At 67.5% G+C, this 18,076-nt stretch carries 20 protein-coding genes and 1 pseudogene; 9 read left to right on the top strand and 12 right to left on the bottom strand.

Annotated features, from left to right (window positions below; all coding sequences use genetic code 11):
* Window positions 1-46: 46 nt before the first annotated feature.
* Window positions 47-1,129, bottom strand: coding sequence for a VOC family protein (locus tag QM841_RS36255; RefSeq protein ID WP_005260745.1), 1,083 nt, complete (start codon window positions 1,127-1,129; stop codon window positions 47-49).
* 222 nt (window positions 1,130-1,351) lie between these two features.
* On the opposite strand from QM841_RS36255, the gene QM841_RS36250 reads away from it, so the two are divergent.
* The 4 genes and pseudogenes from QM841_RS36250 to QM841_RS36235 all read left to right on the top strand — a co-directional run bounded on the left by QM841_RS36250 (window position 1,352) and on the right by QM841_RS36235 (window position 5,094).
* Complete coding sequence (locus tag QM841_RS36250; RefSeq protein WP_283335704.1) at window positions 1,352-2,230, top strand: acetaldehyde dehydrogenase (acetylating); 879 nt, start codon at window positions 1,352-1,354, stop codon at window positions 2,228-2,230.
* Window positions 2,227-3,258, top strand: a complete 1,032-nt coding sequence (dmpG, locus tag QM841_RS36245; protein WP_283335703.1) for a 4-hydroxy-2-oxovalerate aldolase — start codon at window positions 2,227-2,229, stop codon at window positions 3,256-3,258. Before QM841_RS36250 ends, dmpG begins: the two co-directional genes overlap by 4 nt.
* A 15-nt stretch (window positions 3,259-3,273) precedes the next feature.
* Window positions 3,274-4,464: pseudogene (locus QM841_RS36240) on the top strand (aldehyde dehydrogenase family protein); the annotation flags it as partial.
* Window positions 4,441-5,094, top strand: coding sequence for a nucleoside/nucleotide kinase family protein (locus QM841_RS36235; RefSeq protein ID WP_283335814.1), 654 nt, complete (start codon window positions 4,441-4,443; stop codon window positions 5,092-5,094). The pseudogene QM841_RS36240 and the gene QM841_RS36235, both read left to right, overlap by 24 nt.
* Before the next feature lie 6 nt (window positions 5,095-5,100).
* On the opposite strand, the gene QM841_RS36230 is transcribed toward QM841_RS36235, so the two are convergent.
* The 4 genes from QM841_RS36230 to QM841_RS36215 are packed head-to-tail and all read right to left on the bottom strand — an operon-like array spanning window position 5,101 to window position 9,135.
* Window positions 5,101-6,102, bottom strand: coding sequence for a Gfo/Idh/MocA family protein (locus tag QM841_RS36230; protein WP_283335702.1), 1,002 nt, complete (start codon window positions 6,100-6,102; stop codon window positions 5,101-5,103).
* Window position 6,103: 1 nt separating this feature from the next.
* Window positions 6,104-7,288 (bottom strand): Gfo/Idh/MocA family protein, encoded by a 1,185-nt coding sequence (locus QM841_RS36225; protein WP_283335701.1) that lies wholly within the window; start codon window positions 7,286-7,288, stop codon window positions 6,104-6,106.
* Window positions 7,289-7,296: 8 nt separating this feature from the next.
* Entirely contained in the window at window positions 7,297-7,656 is a 360-nt protein-coding gene (locus QM841_RS36220; RefSeq protein WP_009476970.1) for a universal stress protein, read from the bottom strand.
* 36 nt (window positions 7,657-7,692) lie between these two features.
* Window positions 7,693-9,135: a sugar porter family MFS transporter gene (locus QM841_RS36215; RefSeq protein ID WP_283335700.1), complete on the bottom strand. Its 1,443-nt coding sequence runs from the start codon at window positions 9,133-9,135 to the stop codon at window positions 7,693-7,695.
* A 153-nt stretch (window positions 9,136-9,288) separates the two neighbouring features.
* Between QM841_RS36215 and QM841_RS36210 the strand changes: the two genes are divergently transcribed.
* Window positions 9,289-9,927, top strand: coding sequence for a TetR family transcriptional regulator (locus tag QM841_RS36210; RefSeq protein WP_283335699.1), 639 nt, complete (start codon window positions 9,289-9,291; stop codon window positions 9,925-9,927).
* Entirely contained in the window at window positions 9,924-10,586 is a 663-nt protein-coding gene (locus QM841_RS36205; protein ID WP_283335698.1) for an enoyl-CoA hydratase-related protein, read from the top strand. The genes QM841_RS36210 and QM841_RS36205 overlap by 4 nt, the downstream gene beginning before the upstream one ends.
* Window positions 10,587-10,625: 39 nt before the next feature.
* Here QM841_RS36205 and QM841_RS36200 read toward each other — a convergent pair whose 3' ends face one another.
* The 3 genes from QM841_RS36200 to QM841_RS36190 are packed head-to-tail and all read right to left on the bottom strand — an operon-like array spanning window position 10,626 to window position 13,284.
* The gene (locus QM841_RS36200; RefSeq protein WP_105414646.1) at window positions 10,626-11,825 is read right to left on the bottom strand and encodes an acetyl-CoA C-acetyltransferase; all 1,200 of its coding nucleotides are present in this window, start codon (window positions 11,823-11,825) and stop codon (window positions 10,626-10,628) included.
* A 32-nt stretch (window positions 11,826-11,857) separates the two neighbouring features.
* The gene (locus tag QM841_RS36195; protein ID WP_005260718.1) at window positions 11,858-12,520 is read right to left on the bottom strand and encodes a 3-oxoacid CoA-transferase subunit B; all 663 of its coding nucleotides are present in this window, start codon (window positions 12,518-12,520) and stop codon (window positions 11,858-11,860) included.
* Window positions 12,517-13,284: a CoA transferase subunit A gene (locus tag QM841_RS36190; protein ID WP_016884572.1), complete on the bottom strand. Its 768-nt coding sequence runs from the start codon at window positions 13,282-13,284 to the stop codon at window positions 12,517-12,519. The genes QM841_RS36195 and QM841_RS36190 overlap by 4 nt, the downstream gene beginning before the upstream one ends.
* A gap of 197 nt (window positions 13,285-13,481) precedes the next feature.
* On the opposite strand from QM841_RS36190, the gene QM841_RS36185 reads away from it, so the two are divergent.
* Window positions 13,482-14,264 carry an IclR family transcriptional regulator gene (locus QM841_RS36185; protein ID WP_009476976.1) on the top strand — a complete coding sequence of 261 codons (783 nt, stop codon included), beginning with the start codon at window positions 13,482-13,484 and terminating at the stop codon, window positions 14,262-14,264.
* Between the two features lie 242 nt (window positions 14,265-14,506).
* On the opposite strand, the gene QM841_RS36180 is transcribed toward QM841_RS36185, so the two are convergent.
* The 4 genes from QM841_RS36180 to QM841_RS36165 form a co-directional block, all read right to left on the bottom strand.
* Window positions 14,507-14,746, bottom strand: a complete 240-nt coding sequence (locus tag QM841_RS36180) for a DUF6400 family protein (protein ID WP_005237803.1) — start codon at window positions 14,744-14,746, stop codon at window positions 14,507-14,509.
* A gap of 165 nt (window positions 14,747-14,911) precedes the next feature.
* Window positions 14,912-15,466 (bottom strand): YceI family protein, encoded by a 555-nt coding sequence (locus QM841_RS36175; protein ID WP_283330859.1) that lies wholly within the window; start codon window positions 15,464-15,466, stop codon window positions 14,912-14,914.
* 123 nt (window positions 15,467-15,589) lie between these two features.
* Window positions 15,590-16,066: a carboxymuconolactone decarboxylase family protein gene (locus QM841_RS36170; RefSeq protein WP_283335696.1), complete on the bottom strand. Its 477-nt coding sequence runs from the start codon at window positions 16,064-16,066 to the stop codon at window positions 15,590-15,592.
* A 17-nt stretch (window positions 16,067-16,083) separates the two neighbouring features.
* Window positions 16,084-16,545 (bottom strand): MarR family winged helix-turn-helix transcriptional regulator, encoded by a 462-nt coding sequence (locus QM841_RS36165; protein ID WP_009476979.1) that lies wholly within the window; start codon window positions 16,543-16,545, stop codon window positions 16,084-16,086.
* Between the two features lie 100 nt (window positions 16,546-16,645).
* On the opposite strand from QM841_RS36165, the gene QM841_RS36160 reads away from it, so the two are divergent.
* Both QM841_RS36160 and QM841_RS36155 read left to right on the top strand, forming a co-directional pair.
* Entirely contained in the window at window positions 16,646-17,155 is a 510-nt protein-coding gene (locus QM841_RS36160) for a VOC family protein (RefSeq protein WP_283335695.1), read from the top strand.
* A gap of 52 nt (window positions 17,156-17,207) precedes the next feature.
* Window positions 17,208-17,996: a pirin family protein gene (locus QM841_RS36155; RefSeq protein WP_009476980.1), complete on the top strand. Its 789-nt coding sequence runs from the start codon at window positions 17,208-17,210 to the stop codon at window positions 17,994-17,996.
* The last annotated feature ends 80 nt before the right edge of the window (window positions 17,997-18,076 follow it).

Here is an 18,076-nt window from a genome sequence, read left to right as displayed (position 1 = left end):
GTCACGGCACGAGGCCGCGACCACCCTGGCGCTCACCGAGGGTGTGTCAGAGCGACGCGTCGGCGACAGCGCGGGAGTGCTCCAACTCGTCGGGGACGGAGAGTTCCGCCGCGAGGGCGTCGGGATCGGGGGCACCGGGCCCGAAGTGGGCGTACTTTTCGATGTGCTGGTCCAGGGACAGCGGGCTCGGGGTGCCGTAGGTGAAATACGACTCCCACGGCAGCTTGGCGCCTCCGACGGCCAGTCCGGTGTCGATGTCGGACATCTGCCAGGTCTTGGTCTCGGCGTCCGGGTCCAAGTGCAGGTAGCCGGCCTCGCCGAACAGCTCGATGCGGTTGCCGCCCGGTTCGAAGACGTACAGGAACTGGCTCTGCGTGATGCCGTGCTTGTCGGGGCCGGCTTCGATCTGAATGTCGTAGTCGCGGAACATCTCCACGGCGTCGATGTTGTGCTGCCCGGTGCCGTAGAAGAACGCGAGGTGGTGCAGCTTGCCGTGCCCGCCGGTCATGTCGCGCATGCAGGCGACCTCGTGACCGAGCACGTTCGAGCTCATCCACGCCCCGATCTCGACGTTGCCGTCGACGACCCGCTCGGTGGTCCGGAATCCGAGGTGCCGTTCGAAGGAGTCCTTCACCGCGGTCACGTCGGACGACATCAGGTTGAGGTGGTCGATGCGCTTGACGGGGATACCCTGCAGCGGCTTCTTGGACGGCCGGGTGAGGATCTTGCTCCGCAGTTCCGGGGGAGCGACGTACTTCTCGGCTTCCCACAACAGCTGCAGATTGTGTCCGTCGGGTGACTGGTACTCGAAGGTCTTGCCGTACCCGAACTGGTCTTCGCTCCACGTGCCGTCGACGTTGCCGTCTGTCAGTGACTTGGCCCGTCGCTCGAGCGCTTCGGGAGAACTCGTCCGCATCGCGGCGTGGCCCATCCCGGCCTCGGGTGCTTCGGTGATCTTCAGGCTCCACTGATACGGGTCCTCGTATCCGCGAAGGTACACCGACTGCCCTTCCCTGTGGGTCACGTACATCCCGAGGAACTTCGTGAAGAAGTCCAGCGTCTCCTGCGGCTTGGGGCTGAACAGTTCGGCACGGGCGAGGTGCGCGATGTCGAAACGAGCGTCACTCATGGCTTCTCCTGGTTTCCGACGTCCGGGCCTGCTGCACCGGTTGTGGTCGATGTCACGAGCGTGGCGGACGGGGTCCGGGGCGGTCAGCGCTTTTCGTGATAGCCGAACAGCGGTCGCGTGATGGCGCTCGCTGTCCGGCACAGCCGAATCGCCGGTCCCGGACCTGCGAATTCTTCCTAGCGTCGACCGCATCACCCCGCCTGCCCAGGGAAGGCCTAGAAGATGAGTCGATTGAAAGCCGCGATCGTCGGATCCGGGAACATCGGTACGGATCTGATGTACAAGCTGCTGCGGTCCGAGCACGTCGAACCCGTGTGCATGGTGGGCATCGACCCCGACAGCGAGGGATTGGCCCGGGCCCGCCAGGAGGGCCTCGAAGCCTCCGCCGGCGGACTCGACTGGCTCCTGGCCCAACCGGAACTGCCGGACTTCGTGTTCGAGGCGACGTCGGCGAAGATCCACGCCGCCGCGGCGCCGCGCTACGCCGACGCCGGAATCACCGCCATCGACCTCACCCCGGCCTCGGTCGGCCCGTACGTCGTCCCCGCGGTCAACCTCGACGCGCACCTGAGCGCACCCAACGTGAACATGGTCAGCTGCGCCGGCCAGGCCACCATTCCGATCCTCTACGCCATCAACGAGGTCGCCGACGCCTCCTACGGCGAGATCGTCGCCGCCATCGCCTCCCACAGTGCCGGCCCCGGCACCCGGCAGAACCTCAGCGAATTCAGCGAAAAGACCGGGAAGGCCCTCGCCCAGGTGGCCGGCGCCGACCATGCCAAGGCGATCTCGGTGATCAACCCGGCCGAGCCGCCGATGAACATGCGCGACACCGTCTACGCCAAGGTCCGCAACCCCGACCCGGCCGCCATCGAACGCGCCGTGGTCGACATGGTCGCCAAGGTCCAGCGGTACGTCCCCGGCTACTCGCTACGTCTGGTCGACGTCGACGGCGACCTGGTCACCGTCATGCTCGAGGTCGTCGGCGCCGGCGACTACCTGCCCACCTACGCCGGCAACCTCGACATCATCACCGCCGCCGCCGTCCAGGTCGCCGACGTCATGGCCCAGCAGAACCTCGTCCAGGGAGCAGCACAGTGAGTAAGAAAGTCACGATCGTCGACACCACCCTGCGCGACGGCATGTCCTCCGTCTCGCACCAGTTCACCCCGCAGAACGTGGCCGACATCGCCCGCGGGCTCGACAAGGCCGGAGTGTCGACCATCGAGGTCGCGCACGGCATCGGTCTCGGCGCCTCGTCCATCCAGTACGGGTTCGCCGCCGCCACCGACCCGGACTACGTCCGCGCCGCCGTCGACGCCGTCGAGAACGCCGACATCGCCGCCCTCTACGTGCCCGGCATCGCGACGCTCGCCGAACTGCAGAAGGCCATCGACGCCGGCATCAAGACCGTCCGCATCGCGGTGCACTGCACCGAGGCCGACTGCGGGCAGCAGCCGGTCGAGTGGGCCAAGGAGCAGGGGCTGACGGTGATGACGTTCCTGATGATGAGCCACAAGCTCGAGCCCGAGCCGCTGGCCGAGCAGGCCGCCAAACTCGACTCCTATGGTGCCGACGTCGTCTACGTCGTCGACTCCGCCGGTGCCATGGTTCCCCGGCACGCCGGGGACCGGGTCGCCGCTCTGCGGCAGGCGATCACCGCGGACATCGGGTTCCACGCCCACAACAACCTCGGTGTCGGGATCGCCAACGCGCTGACCGCCGCGGAGAACGGGGCCACGTTCATCGACGGGTCCCTGCGCGGTCTCGGCGCCAGCGCCGGCAACGCGCAGACCGAGGTCCTCGCCGCCGCGTTCGAACGCGCCGGCTGGGACACCGGGGTCGACCTTTTCCCGCTCATCGACACCGCCGAACACATCGTCGCACCGCTGATGAAGGAACCGCAGATCGTCGACGAGACCGCACTGGTCCTCGGCTACGCCGGTGTGTACTCCACGTTCTTCCACCCCACCAAGCGGGCCGCGAAGAAGTTCGGGGTGCCCGCCCGCGACATCCTCATGGAACTCGGCCGTCGCGGTGTCATCGGTGGTCAGGAAGACATGATCATCGACGTCGCCTCCGAACTCGCAGGCCGCACCTACGAGACCCCGGCCCCGGCCGGGGTCTGACAGGCAAGGAGCACCATGACCACGACGGAATCCGTAACCGGGGCGACCGAGGTTCGTCACCTCATCGGTGGCGACTGGGTGGCCGCCTCGGACGGGGCGACCTTCGAAACCCGTGATCCGCACGACGGTTCACTGCTCGGGACGGTCCCCCGCGGAACCGCCGACGACGGCGAGGCCGCGATCACCGCAGCCCGCACCGCATTCGATGACGGTCCGTGGCCGCGGATGTCGCCGAAGGAGCGTGCGAAGATCCTGCACGCAGTAGCCGACAAGGTCGACGAACACCGTGAGGAACTCGCGCTGATCGAGACCCGTGACGGCGGCAAGAGCATCAACCAGTCCCTGCACGCCGAGATCCCGCGGGTGGCACACAATCTGCGGTTCTTCGCCGACTATGTGTCGATGGCCGCCAACGAGGCCTACCAGGACGGCGACCTGCTCTCCTACGTTTTGTACCCACCCGCCGGGGTGGTGTCGGCGATCAGCCCGTGGAACGCGCCGCTGATGCTCGCGACGTGGAAGATCGCCCCCGCATTGGCCTTCGGCAACACCACCGTTCTCAAACCCGCACCGCAGACGCCGCTCACCGCGCACCGGTTCGCGCAACTCGCCCTCGAGGCCGGCCTTCCCGAAGGCGTACTCAACGTGGTCCACGGATTCGGGGGCGAGGCCGTCGCCGGTCCGCTCACCGCGGACCCGAGGGTCGACCGGATCACGTTCACCGGTTCGAGCGCCACCGGCGTGCGGATCCTCCAGGCCGCCGCGGTGAACCACACCCCGGTCTCGGCGGAGATGGGCGGCAAGTCCGCGAACATCGTCTTCGACGACGCCGACCTCGACGTCGCTGTTCCGATGGCGATCCGGGCGATCTTCGGCGGCAACGGGCAGGTGTGCCTGTCCGGCTCCCGCCTGCTGGTGCAGAACTCGATCATGGACGAATTCCTCGACCGGTTCACCGAGGAGGCGAAGAAACTCACCGTCGGCGACCCGAAAGACCCGTCGAATTTCCTCGGCCCGCTGATCGAGCAAAGACACCTCGAGAAGGTGCACGGCTACGTCGAACTGGCCCAGGAGGAGGGCGGCAAGGTCGTCACCGGTGGGTCGCGGCTCACCGACGATGCGCGGGCGAAAGGCTTCTACTACCCGCCCACGGTGGGTCTGCCTATGGACGACGAGCACGCAATGGGCACGACTGGCGGTCCGGTGCGGTATGAGGGTGGACTGCCGGGACTGATTGCGCGCGCCCGGGCGCTGACCGAGCCGGGCACGCGCCGGATTCTCGGTATCGCCGGACCTCCGGGCTCAGGCAAGAGCACCGTTGCCGCGGCAGTGCTGGCGGCGCTGGGACCGTCCGCGGTGGTGGTGCCGATGGATGGATTCCACCTGGCGGGTGCGGAACTGGTCCGCCTCGGCCGGGCCGGCCGCAAGGGCGCACCCGACACGTTCGACGCCGCCGGCTACGTGGCCCTGCTGCGCCGGCTGCGTGAACCCGGCGGCGAGACGGTGTACGCCCCGAAGTTCCACCGCGACGTCGAGGAGTCCTACGCCGGGTCGATCGCCGTCCCGCCGGACGTGCCGCTGGTGATCACCGAGGGCAACTACCTGCTCCTCGACGAGCAGCCGTGGGCGAGGGTGCGTGACCTGCTCGACGAGGCATGGTTCCTCGCGCCGGACGACGAGGAGCGCGTCACCCGGCTCGTCGAGCGGCACATCCGGTTCGGCAAGTCGCCCGACGATGCGCGAGAGTGGGTGCGGCGCAGCGACGAACGCAACACCGCGTTGGTCGCGCCCGGCCGCGCCCGCGCCGACGTCGTCGTGCTCGGTGACCCGGTGTGACCGGGTTCAGGCCGGGTACTCGATCGGTTCCATCCGGCCGCTGGTGAGTGAGCGCGTCGCGGCTTCGGCGATCGCCTGCGCCTTCAGCGCCTCCGCCAGGGTCGGGCCGATCGCGGCACCGTTTTCCAGCGCGTCGACGAAGTGGTCGAGCGCGGTGCGGTAGCTGCCTCTGATCCGTTCGAACCATCCCGCGTGCAAGCCGTCGTCGACGACGCGGCCCGCGCTGTACCGGGAAACGGATCCGGCGCGCTGACGGCGTGCTTCGACCATGCCGGTCGAACCGAGCACCTCGATGCGTTCGTCGTAGCCGTAGCCGATCCGCCGGGTGCAGTCGATCTGGACGAGCGCGCCGCCGGGCAGACGCAGGGTGACTGCCGACGTGTCGACGTCGCCGTACTCGGCGAGGCGGGGTTCGGCGAGCGTGGAACCGGTCGCGAAGACGGACTCGGGGTCGAGCCCGGAGATCCACCGAGCCAGGTCGAAGAAGTGGACGGTCTGGTCACGCATCTGCCCACCCGAGACCGCGACGTACTCGAGCGGCGGCATCGCCGGACCGCGGCTGGTCATCTGGATCAGCTCGACCGAACCGATCTCACCGGACGCGACCACCCGCTGCAGTTCGGCGTAGTCGCGGTCGAAGCGGCGGTTGAAATCGACCATCGCCCGCAGCGATCGGGTCTCGGCGAAGCGCACGATGTCGACGGCGCGCGCGAGATCGAGGTCGATCGGCTTCTCGCACAGGGCCGGGATCCCCGCCGTCGCCGCGGCGCGAAGGTGCTCGCCGTGGGTGTCGGTGGACGACGCGATGAAGACGGCGTCGATTGCCGTGGGGTCGAAGACTTCCGCGAGATCGGTCGTCGCACGGCTGCCGTGCCGCTTGGCGAGGTCCGTCGCGCGAGCGAGGTCGATGTCGAAGACGAGGGCCAGGTCGACGTCGGGGTGCGCGGCGAGGTTGGCGCCGTGCACTCCACCGATGAATCCGGCTCCGATGAGGGCGAAACGCTGCATGTCAGATACCGACCCTGTCGAGTGCGAAAGCGGGAACCACCCAGGCGGAGTCGGCGGCGTGCGAGGCGGCCGTCGCCTCGACGAACTGCACGCCGATCAGCCCGTCGCGTCCGGTGGGGAAGGACAGATCGCGGACGGTGGTGGGGGTGTCGTCGCGGCGGGCGCGGAGTTCGTCCGCGAGATCACGGTAGAAGTTCGCGAACGCCTCGAGGAAGCCTTCGGGATGTCCCAGGCCGGGGCGGGTGAGCCGGCCGGCGTCCTCGGACAGCGTGCGCATCCCCTGCGCGAGGATCGTCGTGCCACCGTCGAGGTCGCGCACCGTCAGGTGCGGGGGGTCCTCATGTCGCCATTCGATGCTCGCGGTGTCGCCGAACACCCGGATGCGCAGGCCGTGCTCGTTGCCGGTGGCGGCCATGCTCGCCCACAGTGTCGCGGGTGCCCCGTTGGAGAGGGTGAGGCGAACGGTAGCGTTGTCGAACACCCGCCGTCCGGGGACGAGGGTGTCCAGTTCGGCAGACACCCTGGTGGCTTCGAGTCCGGTGATGTACCGCAGGAGGTGGAAGGCGTGGGTGCCGAGATCGCCGACGACGCTGGGGAATCCCGCGACGCCGGGGTCGGTGCGCCAGCGTGCCTGCCGGTGCTCGCCGAGTTCGACGGGTGCCGCGGCCCAACCGGACGCGTGCTCGACCGCGGCGAATCGGATCCGGCCGAGGTCGCCGTCGCGCACCATCCGGGCCGCCTGCCGGACCATCGCATACGCCGAATAGCAGTGCGGGACGGCGAGAATCGCACCGGACGACTCGGCGATCGCGACCAGTTCCGCAGCCGACGCCGAGTCGGGCGTGAGGGGCTTTTCGCACACCACCGAGATGCCCGCCTCCAGGAACGTGCGCGCGATGACGAAGTGGCTGTCGTTCGGCGTGGTCACGGCGACCACGTCGACGCCGTCCTCGCGGGCGGATTCCCGTTCCGCCATCTCCCGGTAGTCGCGATAGGTGCGGTCGGCCGGCACACCGAGACTCTCGGCGATCCGCGCCGACGATGCGCCGTCTCGCCCGAAGACCCCCGCGTGCAGGTCGTATCGGTCGTCGAGGCGCATCGCGTAGCGGTGGGTCTTGCCGATGTCGGCGCCCTGCCCGCCGCCGACCATGCCCGCGACCAGGCGCAGGCTCCCTTGCTTGCTCAACTCGGCTCCTACTGAGGGGTTTTGACCGCGAGGACGGGGATCGGGGATTGCAGGATGAGGCGCTGGCTCACGCTGCCGAGCAGCGCCTTGCCGACCGCGCTGCGTCGTTTGACGCCGATCACGAGTCGTTCGATGTCGGGTCGTTCGTCGAGCAGGTCGAGCACGGCGGTCGCGGGATCGCGGTCTCCGCGTCCGATGCGGTCGAGGACGGTCACACCGTCGTCGGCGAGAGTGTGCACCTCTTCGGGTTCGGTGAGGGAGAGGTTCACCACCAGGAGGTCGGCACCCAGCATCGCGGCTTCCTTCTTGCCGGCGAGGAGGGCGTGCGATCCTTCGGAGGAGTCGGTCACGGCTACGAGCACTGTCATGGGATCAACCTTTCAGGGGACACGGTGCGGCGACTGTCACGAGTAGTCGCGCCGGAACTGATCTTCGAGTTCCTCGAGCGAGCGGCCACGGGTCTCCGGGACCTGGGTTTTGATGAAGACGAGAGCCAGCACGCCGAGGCCGGCGAAGATGAAGAACGTGGCACCGATTCCCAGTGCGGCCACGACGGGTGGGAAGAGCAGCGCGACAACCGCGTTGGCGATCCACAGCGCGAAGATGCAGACACCGATGGCGAAGCTGCGGATCTTCAGCGGGAAGATCTCCGACAGCATCAGCCACACCAGGGGGCCGATCGTGGCCTGCATCGAGAAGACGAACAGCACCACGAACGTCAGGATCAGGTATGCCTTGAGCGTGCCGTCGGGCAGCAGGAACGCGGACAGGCCGACGAGCACGTGGAACGTGGTGGTGAGGGTGAAGCCGCCGATGAGCATCTTCCGACGGTCGATCCGGTTGATCAGGGCGACGCCGGTGAGGACGCCGAGCACGCTGAACAGACCGTTGAGGGTGTTCGCGACGATGGCGGCGTTGGAGGAGAATCCGGCGTCGCCGAGCAGCTGGGTGCCGTAGTACATCACCGAGTTGATGCCGGTGGCCTGCTGGAACACTCCGAGGCCGACGCCGATGAAGATGAGGCGGCGGATCCACTTCACCGACAGGTCGGCGGCCCCGCCGGTCTGTGAGAGCTTCTCTTCCTCGGCGAGCGCCCGAACTTCCTCCAACTCGGCACGTGCCCGCACCGGGGACCGAACCTGGAGAAGCACGGCGAGCGCTTCGTCGTGCCGGTCCTGCGACATCAGCCAGCGCGGGCTCTCCGGCATCCGCAGCATTCCGGCGAACAGGAAGATGGCCGGAATGACGGCGACCAGAAGCATGAAGCGCCAGACGTTCTCGTGCTCGCCCCAGATGTTGAAGATGATGGCGTTGATCACGAATGCGGCGAACTGTCCGACGACGATCATGACCTCGTTGCGGGAGACCACGCTGCCGCGTCGTTCGGTGGGGGAGATCTCGGAGAGGTAGACGGGCACGGTCGCGGATGCGCCGCCGACGGCGAGGCCGAGGATGAAGCGGAACAGTGCGAGCACCTCCCACGTCGGGGACAGCACGCAGCCGATCGTCCCGATCATGAAGATGATCGCGAGCACCAGGATGTTGTGCCGGCGTCCGAACCGGTCGGACATCCGTCCGCCGATGAGAGCGCCGATCGCGGCACCGAAGATCAGGATGCTCACCACCAGGCCCTCGGTGAACGAGGTGAGCTGGAGGTCTTCCTTCAGCGGTGCGAGTGCGCCGTTGATGACTCCGGTGTCGTATCCGAATAGCAGGCCGCCGAAGGTGGCGACGACGGCGATGATGCCGAGTCTGTGCGAGTGCCGCCCAGGGGCGTCGGCAGGCAGGGACGGGGCGGTAGTTCGGGTGAGATCGCTGGCCATGAACATCTCCTCGACGTATTCCATGTACAGAACACGTAATGTGTTTATGTCCGAACAAAGCTAACCCATTGTGACTCGGCGCACAACGGCAAGCCAATCATCGGGCGGTTCCCGCGGCGCGATCGGTCGCTACCTACCCGCGAGTAATAGAACGCACGATCTGTTATTGTTCGCCGTATGCCCAGGCCACGAGTCCACGACCTCGACGCCGCGCTCGATGCCGCCGAACGGCTGGCCGTCGATGGCGGACCGAGCGCGGTGACCCTGCGCGCGGTCGCCGCGGCCGCGGAGATGTCCAACGGCGCCATCTATCACGCATTCGGCTCGCGGGGAGGGCTGGTCGGGCGCGCCTGGTTGCGGGCGGCGCACCGATTTCTCGACCTGCAACAGGAATCGGTCGAGGAGGCTCTGGGGCGCGGTCCCGTGGACGCCGTCGTCGCGGCCGCCGACACCCCGGCCGTCTTCGCCGAGCGATTCCCGCAGTCGTCGCGGCTCCTTCTCACCGTGCGCCGCGACGAACTGCTCGGCTCCGAGGTCCCCGAGGACGTCGCTGCCGAATTGTCGCGCCTCGACTCCGTCCTCGTCGAACTGTTCGTCCGATTGGCGCTGGCGTTGTGGGGGCGCAAGGACGGTCGCGCGGTCGAAGTGATCGAAGCGTGCGTCGTCGGGCTCCCCACCGGACTGCTGCTGCACGCCCGGCGAAAACCGGACGACGCCATGCGCTTGCGCCTGGAGGCGGCGGTCCGCGCCGTCCTCACTCTCGACCCCCCGCCCCCGGGGAAACGTCACGACAGCAACACGAAAGGTTCCCGATGACCGCCACCTTGACCTACCAGGACACGATCGCCGTCCTCGACCTCGGCGACGACGAGAATCGTTTCTCCCCCGAGTGGCTCGACACCGTCGACCGGCTCCTCGACGACGCCCACGACCACGGCGCGCAGGCCCTGGTCACCACGGCCACCGGGAAGTTCTACTCCAACGGCCTCGACCTGGACTGGCTGATGGCCAACGGTGACCGCGCAGACTGGTACGTCGGGCGCGTGCAGGCCCTGTTCAGCCGGATTCTGACGCTCCCGTTGCCGACGGTGGCCGCGGTCAATGGGCACGCGTTCGGCGCCGGTGCCATGCTCGGAATCGCACACGACTACCGGATGATGCGGTCCGACCGCGGGTACTACTGCTTTCCCGAGGTCGACATCCACATTCCGTTCACCCCGGGGATGGCCGCGCTGATCCAGGCCAAGCTGACACCGCAGACCGCGATCACCGCCATGACCACCGGCCGCCGCTACGGCGGCCCCGACGCGCAGACGAGTGGGCTGGTCGACGGGACCGCCCCCGAAGGGGCGGTCCTCGGCGCCGCTGTCGACCTGATCGCGCCGCTCGCGGGGAAGGACACCGGCACCCTCGGCGCCATCAAGTCCACCATGTTCGCGCCGGCCGTCGCCGCGCTCGCATCGGGTCGATCATGACCCGGTGGTGACGCAAAACCTACTGTGCGTGACTGGTGATCACTCGCCCGGGACGTGGAGAAGCAGGGCGTCGCCCTGTCCGCCGCCGCCGCAGAGAGCGGCGGCGCCGGTTCCACCACCGCGTCGCTTCAGCTCGAGCGCGAGGTGCAGCACGACCCGTGCCCCCGACATGCCGAGCGGGTGCCCGATGGCGATGGCGCCGCCGTTCACATTGACCTTCGACGGGTCGACTCCGAGTTGCCGGGTCGACACGATGCCGACGGCGGCGAAGGCCTCGTTGATCTCGACGAGATCGAGCGCCGAGGGGTCGAGTCCCTCACGGGTGCACGCCTTGTCGATGGCATTGGCGGGCTGCTGCTGGAGCGTCGAATCCGGTCCGGCGACGACGCCGTGGGCGCCGATCTCGGCGAGCCATTCGAGTCCCAGCTCCTCGGCCTTGGCCTTGCTCATCACCACGACGGCGGCCGCGCCGTCGGAGATCTGCGACGCGGAACCCGCGGTGACGGTGCCGTTCTTGCTGAAGGCGGGCCGCAGCTTCGACAGCGACTCGGCGGTGGTGTCGGCGCGGACGCCCTCGTCCTCGGTGACGACGAGCGGCTCGCCCCGGCGCTGCGGGATGGTGACGGGTACGACCTCGTCGTCGAAGAGTCCGTTCTTCCACGCGGCCGCGGCGCGCTGATGTGAGGCGGCGGCGAAGGCGTCCTGCTCTTCGCGACCGATCTTGTCGGTGTTCGCGTTCCGGTCCTCGGTGAGCGCACCCATCGCCTGCTCGGTGAAGATGTCGTACAGGCCGTCATAGGCGAGGTGGTCGACGAGGGTGGTGTCGCCGTACTTGAAACCGCTCCGCGAGTTCGGGAGAAGGTGCGGCGCCTGGGACATCGACTCCTGCCCACCGGCGACGACGACATCGAATTCGCCGGCGCGGATCAGCTGGTCGGCGAGCGCGATGGCGTCGAGACCCGACAGGCACACCTTGTTGACGGTCAAGGCGGGCACCGACATCGGGATGCCCGCGTTGACCGCGGCCTGCCGGGCCGGGATCTGACCGGCACCGGCAGTGAGGACCTGCCCCATGATCACGTACTCCACCAGTTCCGGTGCCACCCCGGCCTTGTCGAGGGCGCCCTTGATGGCGATGCCACCGAGATCGGATCCGGAGAGTGACGCGAGCGAACCCGTCAGCCGGCCGACGGGGGTCCGGGCTCCGGCGACGATGACGGACCTGGCGGAAGAAGTCATGGGATTGTCCTTGGTGTCGTGACGAATATTGCTCAGACGAGTGCGGATTCGCGGATCTCGAGGGGGGTTCCGGTGGCGGCGACGACCTCGTCGACGGTGACGCCGGGAGCGACCTCACGGAGAGCGAGGGTGCCGTCGCCGACCACGTCGATGACGGCGAGGTTGGTGATGATGCGGTTGACGACGCCCTGGCCGGTCAGCGGCAGGGTGCAGGCGTCGATGATCTTGGGGTTGCCGTCCCGGTCGGTGTGTTCCATGAGGACGATGACGCGGCTCGCGCCGTGCACGAGGTCCATCGCGCCACCCATGCCCTTGACCATCTTTCCGGGGACCATCCAGTTGGCGAGGTCGCCGGTGCGGGAGACCTGCATGCCGCCGAGGACGGCGGTGTCGATGTGGCCGCCGCGGATCATGCCGAACGACAGCGCGGAGTCGAAGAATGCGGCACCGGCATTGACGGTGACCGTTTCCTTGCCGGCGTTGATCAGGTCGGGGTCGACGTTCTCGTCGGTGGGGTAGGGGCCGGTGCCGAGGATCCCGTTCTCCGAATGCAGGGTCACGGTGACGTCGGTGCCGAGGTATCCGGGAATGAGCGTCGGCAGTCCGATGCCGAGGTTGACGTATTCGCCGTCGACCATCTCCGCGGCCGCGCGAGCGGCCATCTGCTCACGTGTCCATCCGTTGGTGCCGGTCATCGAGTGGCTCCTTCCGTGCTGCTGACCGTCCGCTTCTCGATCCGCTTGTTCTGGGGGCCGGTCTCGACGATGCGTTGAACGAAGACTCCGGGCAGATGCACCTGGGCGGGATCGATGGTGCCTGCGGGCACGAGTTCCTCGACCTGCGCGATGGTCACCTTCCCGGCCATCGCCGCGAGGGGGTTGAAGTTCAGGGCCGACTTGTCGAATACCAGGTTGCCGGCGGTGTCGCCCCGCAGTGCGTGGACCAGGGCGAAGTCGGCGGTGATGCCGAGTTCGAGAACGTAGCGCTTGTCGCCGAACACGCGGGTCTCCTTCGGGGGCGACGCGAGGGCGACGGAACCGTCGGCGGCGTACCGCCACGGCAGTCCGCCGTCGGCGACCGGGCTGCCCACACCGGCGGGGGTGAAGAACGCGGGGATGCCCGCTCCGCCCGCCCGAAGGCGTTCGGCCAGCGTGCCCTGCGGGGTCAGCTCCACCTCGAGCTCACCGGAAAGGTACTGACGCGCGAATTCCTTGTTCTCGCCGACGTACGACGCGGTGACACGCCGAATCTGGCGGGCGCCCAGCAGAATTCCGAGTCCGTGGTCGTCCACACCGCAGTTGTTGGAGAAGACCTCGAGATTCCCGACACCGGAGTCGGCGAGCGCGCGGATCAGCGAGTCGGGGATTCCGCACAGGCCGAACCCGCCCACGGCGATCGACGCGCCGTCGGACACGTCCGCGACTGCTTCTTCCGGGGTGTCGAACACTCTCGATCCCATGTGCATCCTTTCTCCTGGCCGCCGTACCGGCGATACCGTCTTCCGCATCTCATCGTCCACCTGATGAACGTCTTCGTGCGACGAGCTTTGCTCCACTAAAAGGGGTCGCTTCATGCATTTCAAGGGTTTCGGAGAGAGTGCTCGCGGTTTGAACGTAGTGCCGGAGAGCGTTCACTGAGTGAACGTATACTGCGGTCATGGACGACGCGCAGCGGCCGCAGGTCATTCGGCGGGTGGGCGCCCTCTTCCGGGCCATCGCCGCCCTCGAATCGTCGGGATCCTCGACGTCCGCCCTGGCACGGGAGACGGGTCTCGCCCGCCCCACCGTGCACCGTCTCCTCGTTTCGCTGGCCGAGGAGGGGCTGGTGGACCGCGACCAGAAGTCGGGGAAATGGTCGCTGGGACCCGAGCTATACCTGCTCGGCTCGCTCGCGGCCAGCCGGTACGACATCACGGACCGATCCCGCGACGTCCTGCGCGATCTGGCCCGCGAGACCGGCGAGAGTGTCTTCCTGTCCGCCCGCCGCGGCGACGAAACGGTCTGCATCGCGAGCGAGGAGGGCAGCTTCCCGCTGCGCTCCCACGTGCTGTACGTCGGCATCCGCCTACCGCTCGGGGTGGCGTCGGCGGGTCTGGTCATCCTGTCCCACCTGCCGGACCGCGACATCGACGACTACCTGTCGCGCGCCGACGTCACCGGCGAGTGGGGAACACAGCACAGGCGGGACGAGATCGCCGAGCGCATCGCGGAGACACGCCTGAACGGGTACGCCGTCAATCCCGGACTGCTGGTGGAGGGCAGCTGGGGGATGGGCGCCGCCGTCTTCGACGCCCAGGGATCACCGGCCTGGGCGCTGAGCATCACGGGGGTGGAGAGCCGGTTCCGCGAGGAGCGCCGCCGCGAACTGGGCGAACTCCTCCTCCGCCAGGCGCACCGGCTCACCCAACTGCTCGCCGACAGGCCGCGGAGTCGGGGATGACCGAGCGGTGGGCCGGCGCCTACGCCGCCTTCCGCCGCCGCTGCGGTCGCCCGTGGCGAGTGTCGATACTCCACAGGTGGGTGCAGTCGGGGCACTGCAGATGGACGTGGGTTCCCTGATTGCTCAGCAGGTACTGCCAATGCCGGTCGCAATTGCGGCCGGACCCGCAGTCGTGGCAGTCCGAGCCGTGATCGCAGCCAGGGCAGGGCAACCAGGCGCGACGGGAGAAGTCCGCGGTCGGATCAATCGGTAACACGGCCCACCGTCCGATCCGGGAGCACACCCGCCTGGACCAGCTCGTCGTAGATGCGCTGCTGCTCGGGGTCGAGGCCGGAGTACAGCATGTCGTACGCCCGCTCTTCCTCCGCGAGCACGGCGACGGGGTCCCAGTCCTCGCCGATCGCCTCGAGAACAGCGGTGCGCCGCCGCGCCTCGTCCAGCGTGAGGTCGAGCGCGAACGAGAGTTCGGAGTCGCTACCCATGTGGTCACCTTCGTTTCGCAGTCGCCGTTATCGAAGGGGCCAGGGTCACTCGAGCCCGCCCAAGATCACAATGACCTGGATCACGTCGATCGAAAGTGTTGCGTCGTATTAACGACGAAACGCCCCGCCATCCGGGTGGATGACGGGGCGCTGGTGCGAGTGGGGTCAGGCCTGCAGGCCGGCCTCGATCTCGAGGGTGATGGTGATCTTGTCGCCGACGACGGCTCCGCCGCCTTCGAGGGGCATGTCGATGGTGATGCCGAAGTCCTTGCGGTTGAGGACGGTGGTGGCTTCGAAGCCGGCGACCGGGCCGTTGCCCATGCCGGGGTTGACGCCGTTGAACTCGAGGGCGAGCTCGACGGGGCGGGTGACGCCGTGGAGGGTGAATTCGCCCTCGACCACGTAGTCGTCGCCCTTGGGGCGGACGGCGGTGGAGGTGAAGGTGGCGGTGGGGTACTGCTCGGCGTCGAAGAAGTCGGCGGACTTGATGTGGGCGTCGCGGTCGGTGTTCTTGGTGTCGATGGACGCGACCTGGATCTCGGCGGTGACGGCGGCGGTGCCGTCCTCGGCGACGGTGATCGCGCCGGTGAAGTCGTTGAAGGTGCCGCGGACCTTGCTGACCATCAGGTGGCGGACGGAGAAGCCGACGGTGGAGTGGACGGTGTCGATTGCCCAGGTTCCGGCGGTGAGGTTGGGCAGGGTGGCGGTGGCGGTGGTCATGAAAACTCCTTGGGCTGTGGAACGGTCACTCGAAATCGAGGTAATTGAATCTGCAACTACTACGTTAGGCCGATGTCGTTGCGAAGTCAACTAAATTCTGCGAAAGGCTGGTGAACGGCGGTATTACTGCTTCGGCCGGACCGGATGGCGGCTGACGATGGAGATCCGGTTGAAGGCGTTCATGGTGACGGCGATCCAGCTCACCGTGGCGATCTCCGGCTCGGAGAGGAACTGGCGCGCGAACGCGTAGTCGGCCTCCTGGGTATGCGCGTCCGGGAGGGTCGTGATCGATTCGGCCATGGTGAGCGCCGCAACCTCCCGGTCGGAGAAGAGTTCCGTCTCCCGCCAGGCGGGCAGAACCGCGAGGCGCTGCTGGGTCTCGCCGGCCGCGAGCGCCGCGGCGACGTGAACGTCCAGGCAGTACGCGCAGCGGTTGATCTGGGAGACGCGCACGTTGATCAGCTCGACGAATCGCCGGTCCATCCCGACCTCGGTGGTCGCATGACGGACGGCCTTGGCGACGCCGATTTGCGCCTGATAGACGGCCGGACTCTGCTTGTCGATGTGGACGTACTCGTTCACGGGTGCCGTGCTGCTCATGGTCGACCTTTCCGGGCTCAGGGGTTTTCCAGCAGGTGGGTGCGCATTTCGCTGAAGTCGTGACCGAGGATGCCGACGTCGCGGGGGCTGAGCAGGTCGAACATGTTGCGTCGCACCTCCGCGACATGTCCGGGGCTGGCGGCGGCGAGCTTCTCGGCTCCGGCGTCGGTCAGTTCGGCCAATGTTCCCCGCTTGTCGTCTTCGCATTCGACGCGGCGCACCCAGCCGGTGTCGACCAGCCTGCTGATGGCCCTGGTCACGCCGCTGCGGGTGGTGGTCACCGCGTCGGCGAGTTCGCGCATCCGCAGTTGCCGCTGCGGCGCCTCCGACAGCACGACGAGCAGTTCGAAGTCCGTGAACGAGATGCCGGCGTCGCGGGTGAGCTGTCGATCGAGCGCCTGCAGGAGTAGGCGTGTGGCGTCCAGGTAGGCGCGCCAGGTGTTCTGTTCGTCGGCGCTGAGCCATCGGGTCGGTTCCACAGCACCAGCATAGCCCAAGTAGTTGACAGCGCAACGACTTGCTGTAGTCTGAATTTAGTTGAAAGCGCAATCACTGCGCTCCGCGGAGAGGGGCAGGGCAATGAGCACCACAGACGAGCAGGAGCGTTCGCAGAGGTTCGCGGAGCAACGCGACCGGATCCGCGCCGAGCATCTGAAGCCGGTGGCGTCGAGGCCCGCATCCTCGGCCCGCGGACTCCATCACACCGCGCTGATCAGCAGTGACGTCGAGCGCACCGTCCGGTTCTATCAAGACCTACTCGAGTTTCCGCTCACCGAACTGATCGAGAACCGGGACTACGCCGGGTCGTCGCACTTCTTCTTCGACATCGGCAACGGCAACCTGCTGGCATTCTTCGACTTCCCGGGCCTCGACGTCGGCCCGTACCGGGAAGTGCTCGGCGGACTCCACCACATCGCGATCAGCGTCGAACCCGGCCGCTGGAACCACCTGCGCACGAAACTGATCGACGCCGGCGTCGAATTGGTCGAACACAGCGAGGTGTCGATGTACTTCCGCGACCCCGACGGTGCCCGCCTCGAACTCATCGCCGACCCGCTCGGCGAAATGTACGGCTCACACGTTCTGTGAGAACCCCGACTCTGAGAAGCCTGGCTCTGAGAAACCTGGAGAGGATTCGCTCATGACTGCCGCCATCACCCCACCCCGCATCGACGTCCGCCGAGCCGACGACCGGTTCAAGACCGACGCCGGCTGGCTGGATTCCAAGCATTCGTTCTCGTTCAGCAACCACTACGACCCGGCCAACACCCATCACGGGGTGCTCATGGTCAACAACGACGACATCGTCATCCCGGGTCAGGGCTTCGACACCCACCCCCACCAGGACATGGAGATCGTCACCTGGGTGCTCCAGGGTTCACTGGTGCACCAGGATTCGATGGGACACTCCGGCGTCATCTACCCCGGACTGGCCCAGCGCATGAGCGCCGGAACCGGAATCCTGCACTCGGAGAAGAACGACTCGTGGCGACTGGACGGCGTCACCGGTGAGCACGCCGACGAGCACACCGATCCGGTCCACTTCATCCAGATGTGGGTCGTGCCCGACGAAGCCGGCATCACACCCGGTTACGAGCAACTCGAGATCGACCACGAGTTGCTCGCCGGGGGACTGGTGCCCGTCGCATCGGGCATGCCGCACTACGCGGACCACTCGGCGATCCGGATCAAGAACAAGTACGCCGCAATGCACGTCGCACGTCTGCAGCCCGGGCAAGCGCCGATCACCCTGCCCGACGCCCCGTTCCTCCACGTGTTCGTCGCGCGCGGCGAAGCGTCGATGGAAGGCGTCGGCATCCTCGCCGAGGGTGACGCCGTCCGGCTCAGCGGTGGCGGCGGCCAACAGGTGACCACCGACACCGGCGCCGAGATCATCGTGTGGGAGATGCACGCGACGATCGCTGCATGACGCGAGCCGCGGGGCAGGTGCGGGTCCCTGTTGCCTCATGTCAAGATGCCCGCGAAGTCTGATTCGTTGACTCATCGAGA

The organism is Rhodococcus sp. IEGM 1307 (assembly GCF_030056915.1).
GTDB lineage: Bacteria > Actinomycetota > Actinomycetes > Mycobacteriales > Mycobacteriaceae > Rhodococcus_F > Rhodococcus_F opacus_D.
This window is presented reverse-complemented; position numbering and strand designations above follow the sequence as displayed.

What these genes read in the sequence shown, in the direction of transcription:
- QM841_RS36160 (WP_283335695.1), top strand. Translation starts at nt 16,646, where the DNA reads ATGAGCACCACAGACGAGCAGGAGCGTTCGCAGAGGTTCGCGGAGCAA.
- QM841_RS36185 (WP_009476976.1), top strand. Translation starts at nt 13,482, where the DNA reads ATGGACGACGCGCAGCGGCCGCAGGTCATTCGGCGGGTGGGCGCCCTC.
- QM841_RS36215 (WP_283335700.1), bottom strand. Translation starts at nt 9,135, where the DNA reads ATGGAATACGTCGAGGAGATGTTCATGGCCAGCGATCTCACCCGAACT.
- QM841_RS36220 (WP_009476970.1), bottom strand. Translation starts at nt 7,656, where the DNA reads ATGACAGTGCTCGTAGCCGTGACCGACTCCTCCGAAGGATCGCACGCC.
- QM841_RS36155 (WP_009476980.1), top strand. Translation starts at nt 17,208, where the DNA reads ATGACTGCCGCCATCACCCCACCCCGCATCGACGTCCGCCGAGCCGAC.
- QM841_RS36175 (WP_283330859.1), bottom strand. Translation starts at nt 15,466, where the DNA reads ATGACCACCGCCACCGCCACCCTGCCCAACCTCACCGCCGGAACCTGG.
- QM841_RS36205 (WP_283335698.1), top strand. Translation starts at nt 9,924, where the DNA reads ATGACCGCCACCTTGACCTACCAGGACACGATCGCCGTCCTCGACCTC.
- QM841_RS36235 (WP_283335814.1), top strand. Translation starts at nt 4,441, where the DNA reads ATGGGCACGACTGGCGGTCCGGTGCGGTATGAGGGTGGACTGCCGGGA.
- QM841_RS36230 (WP_283335702.1), bottom strand. Translation starts at nt 6,102, where the DNA reads ATGCAGCGTTTCGCCCTCATCGGAGCCGGATTCATCGGTGGAGTGCAC.
- QM841_RS36250 (WP_283335704.1), top strand. Translation starts at nt 1,352, where the DNA reads ATGAGTCGATTGAAAGCCGCGATCGTCGGATCCGGGAACATCGGTACG.
- QM841_RS36200 (WP_105414646.1), bottom strand. Translation starts at nt 11,825, where the DNA reads ATGACTTCTTCCGCCAGGTCCGTCATCGTCGCCGGAGCCCGGACCCCC.
- QM841_RS36170 (WP_283335696.1), bottom strand. Translation starts at nt 16,066, where the DNA reads ATGAGCAGCACGGCACCCGTGAACGAGTACGTCCACATCGACAAGCAG.
- QM841_RS36190 (WP_016884572.1), bottom strand. Translation starts at nt 13,284, where the DNA reads ATGGGATCGAGAGTGTTCGACACCCCGGAAGAAGCAGTCGCGGACGTG.
- QM841_RS36180 (WP_005237803.1), bottom strand. Translation starts at nt 14,746, where the DNA reads ATGGGTAGCGACTCCGAACTCTCGTTCGCGCTCGACCTCACGCTGGAC.
- QM841_RS36195 (WP_005260718.1), bottom strand. Translation starts at nt 12,520, where the DNA reads ATGACCGGCACCAACGGATGGACACGTGAGCAGATGGCCGCTCGCGCG.
- QM841_RS36210 (WP_283335699.1), top strand. Translation starts at nt 9,289, where the DNA reads ATGCCCAGGCCACGAGTCCACGACCTCGACGCCGCGCTCGATGCCGCC.
- QM841_RS36255 (WP_005260745.1), bottom strand. Translation starts at nt 1,129, where the DNA reads ATGAGTGACGCTCGTTTCGACATCGCGCACCTCGCCCGTGCCGAACTG.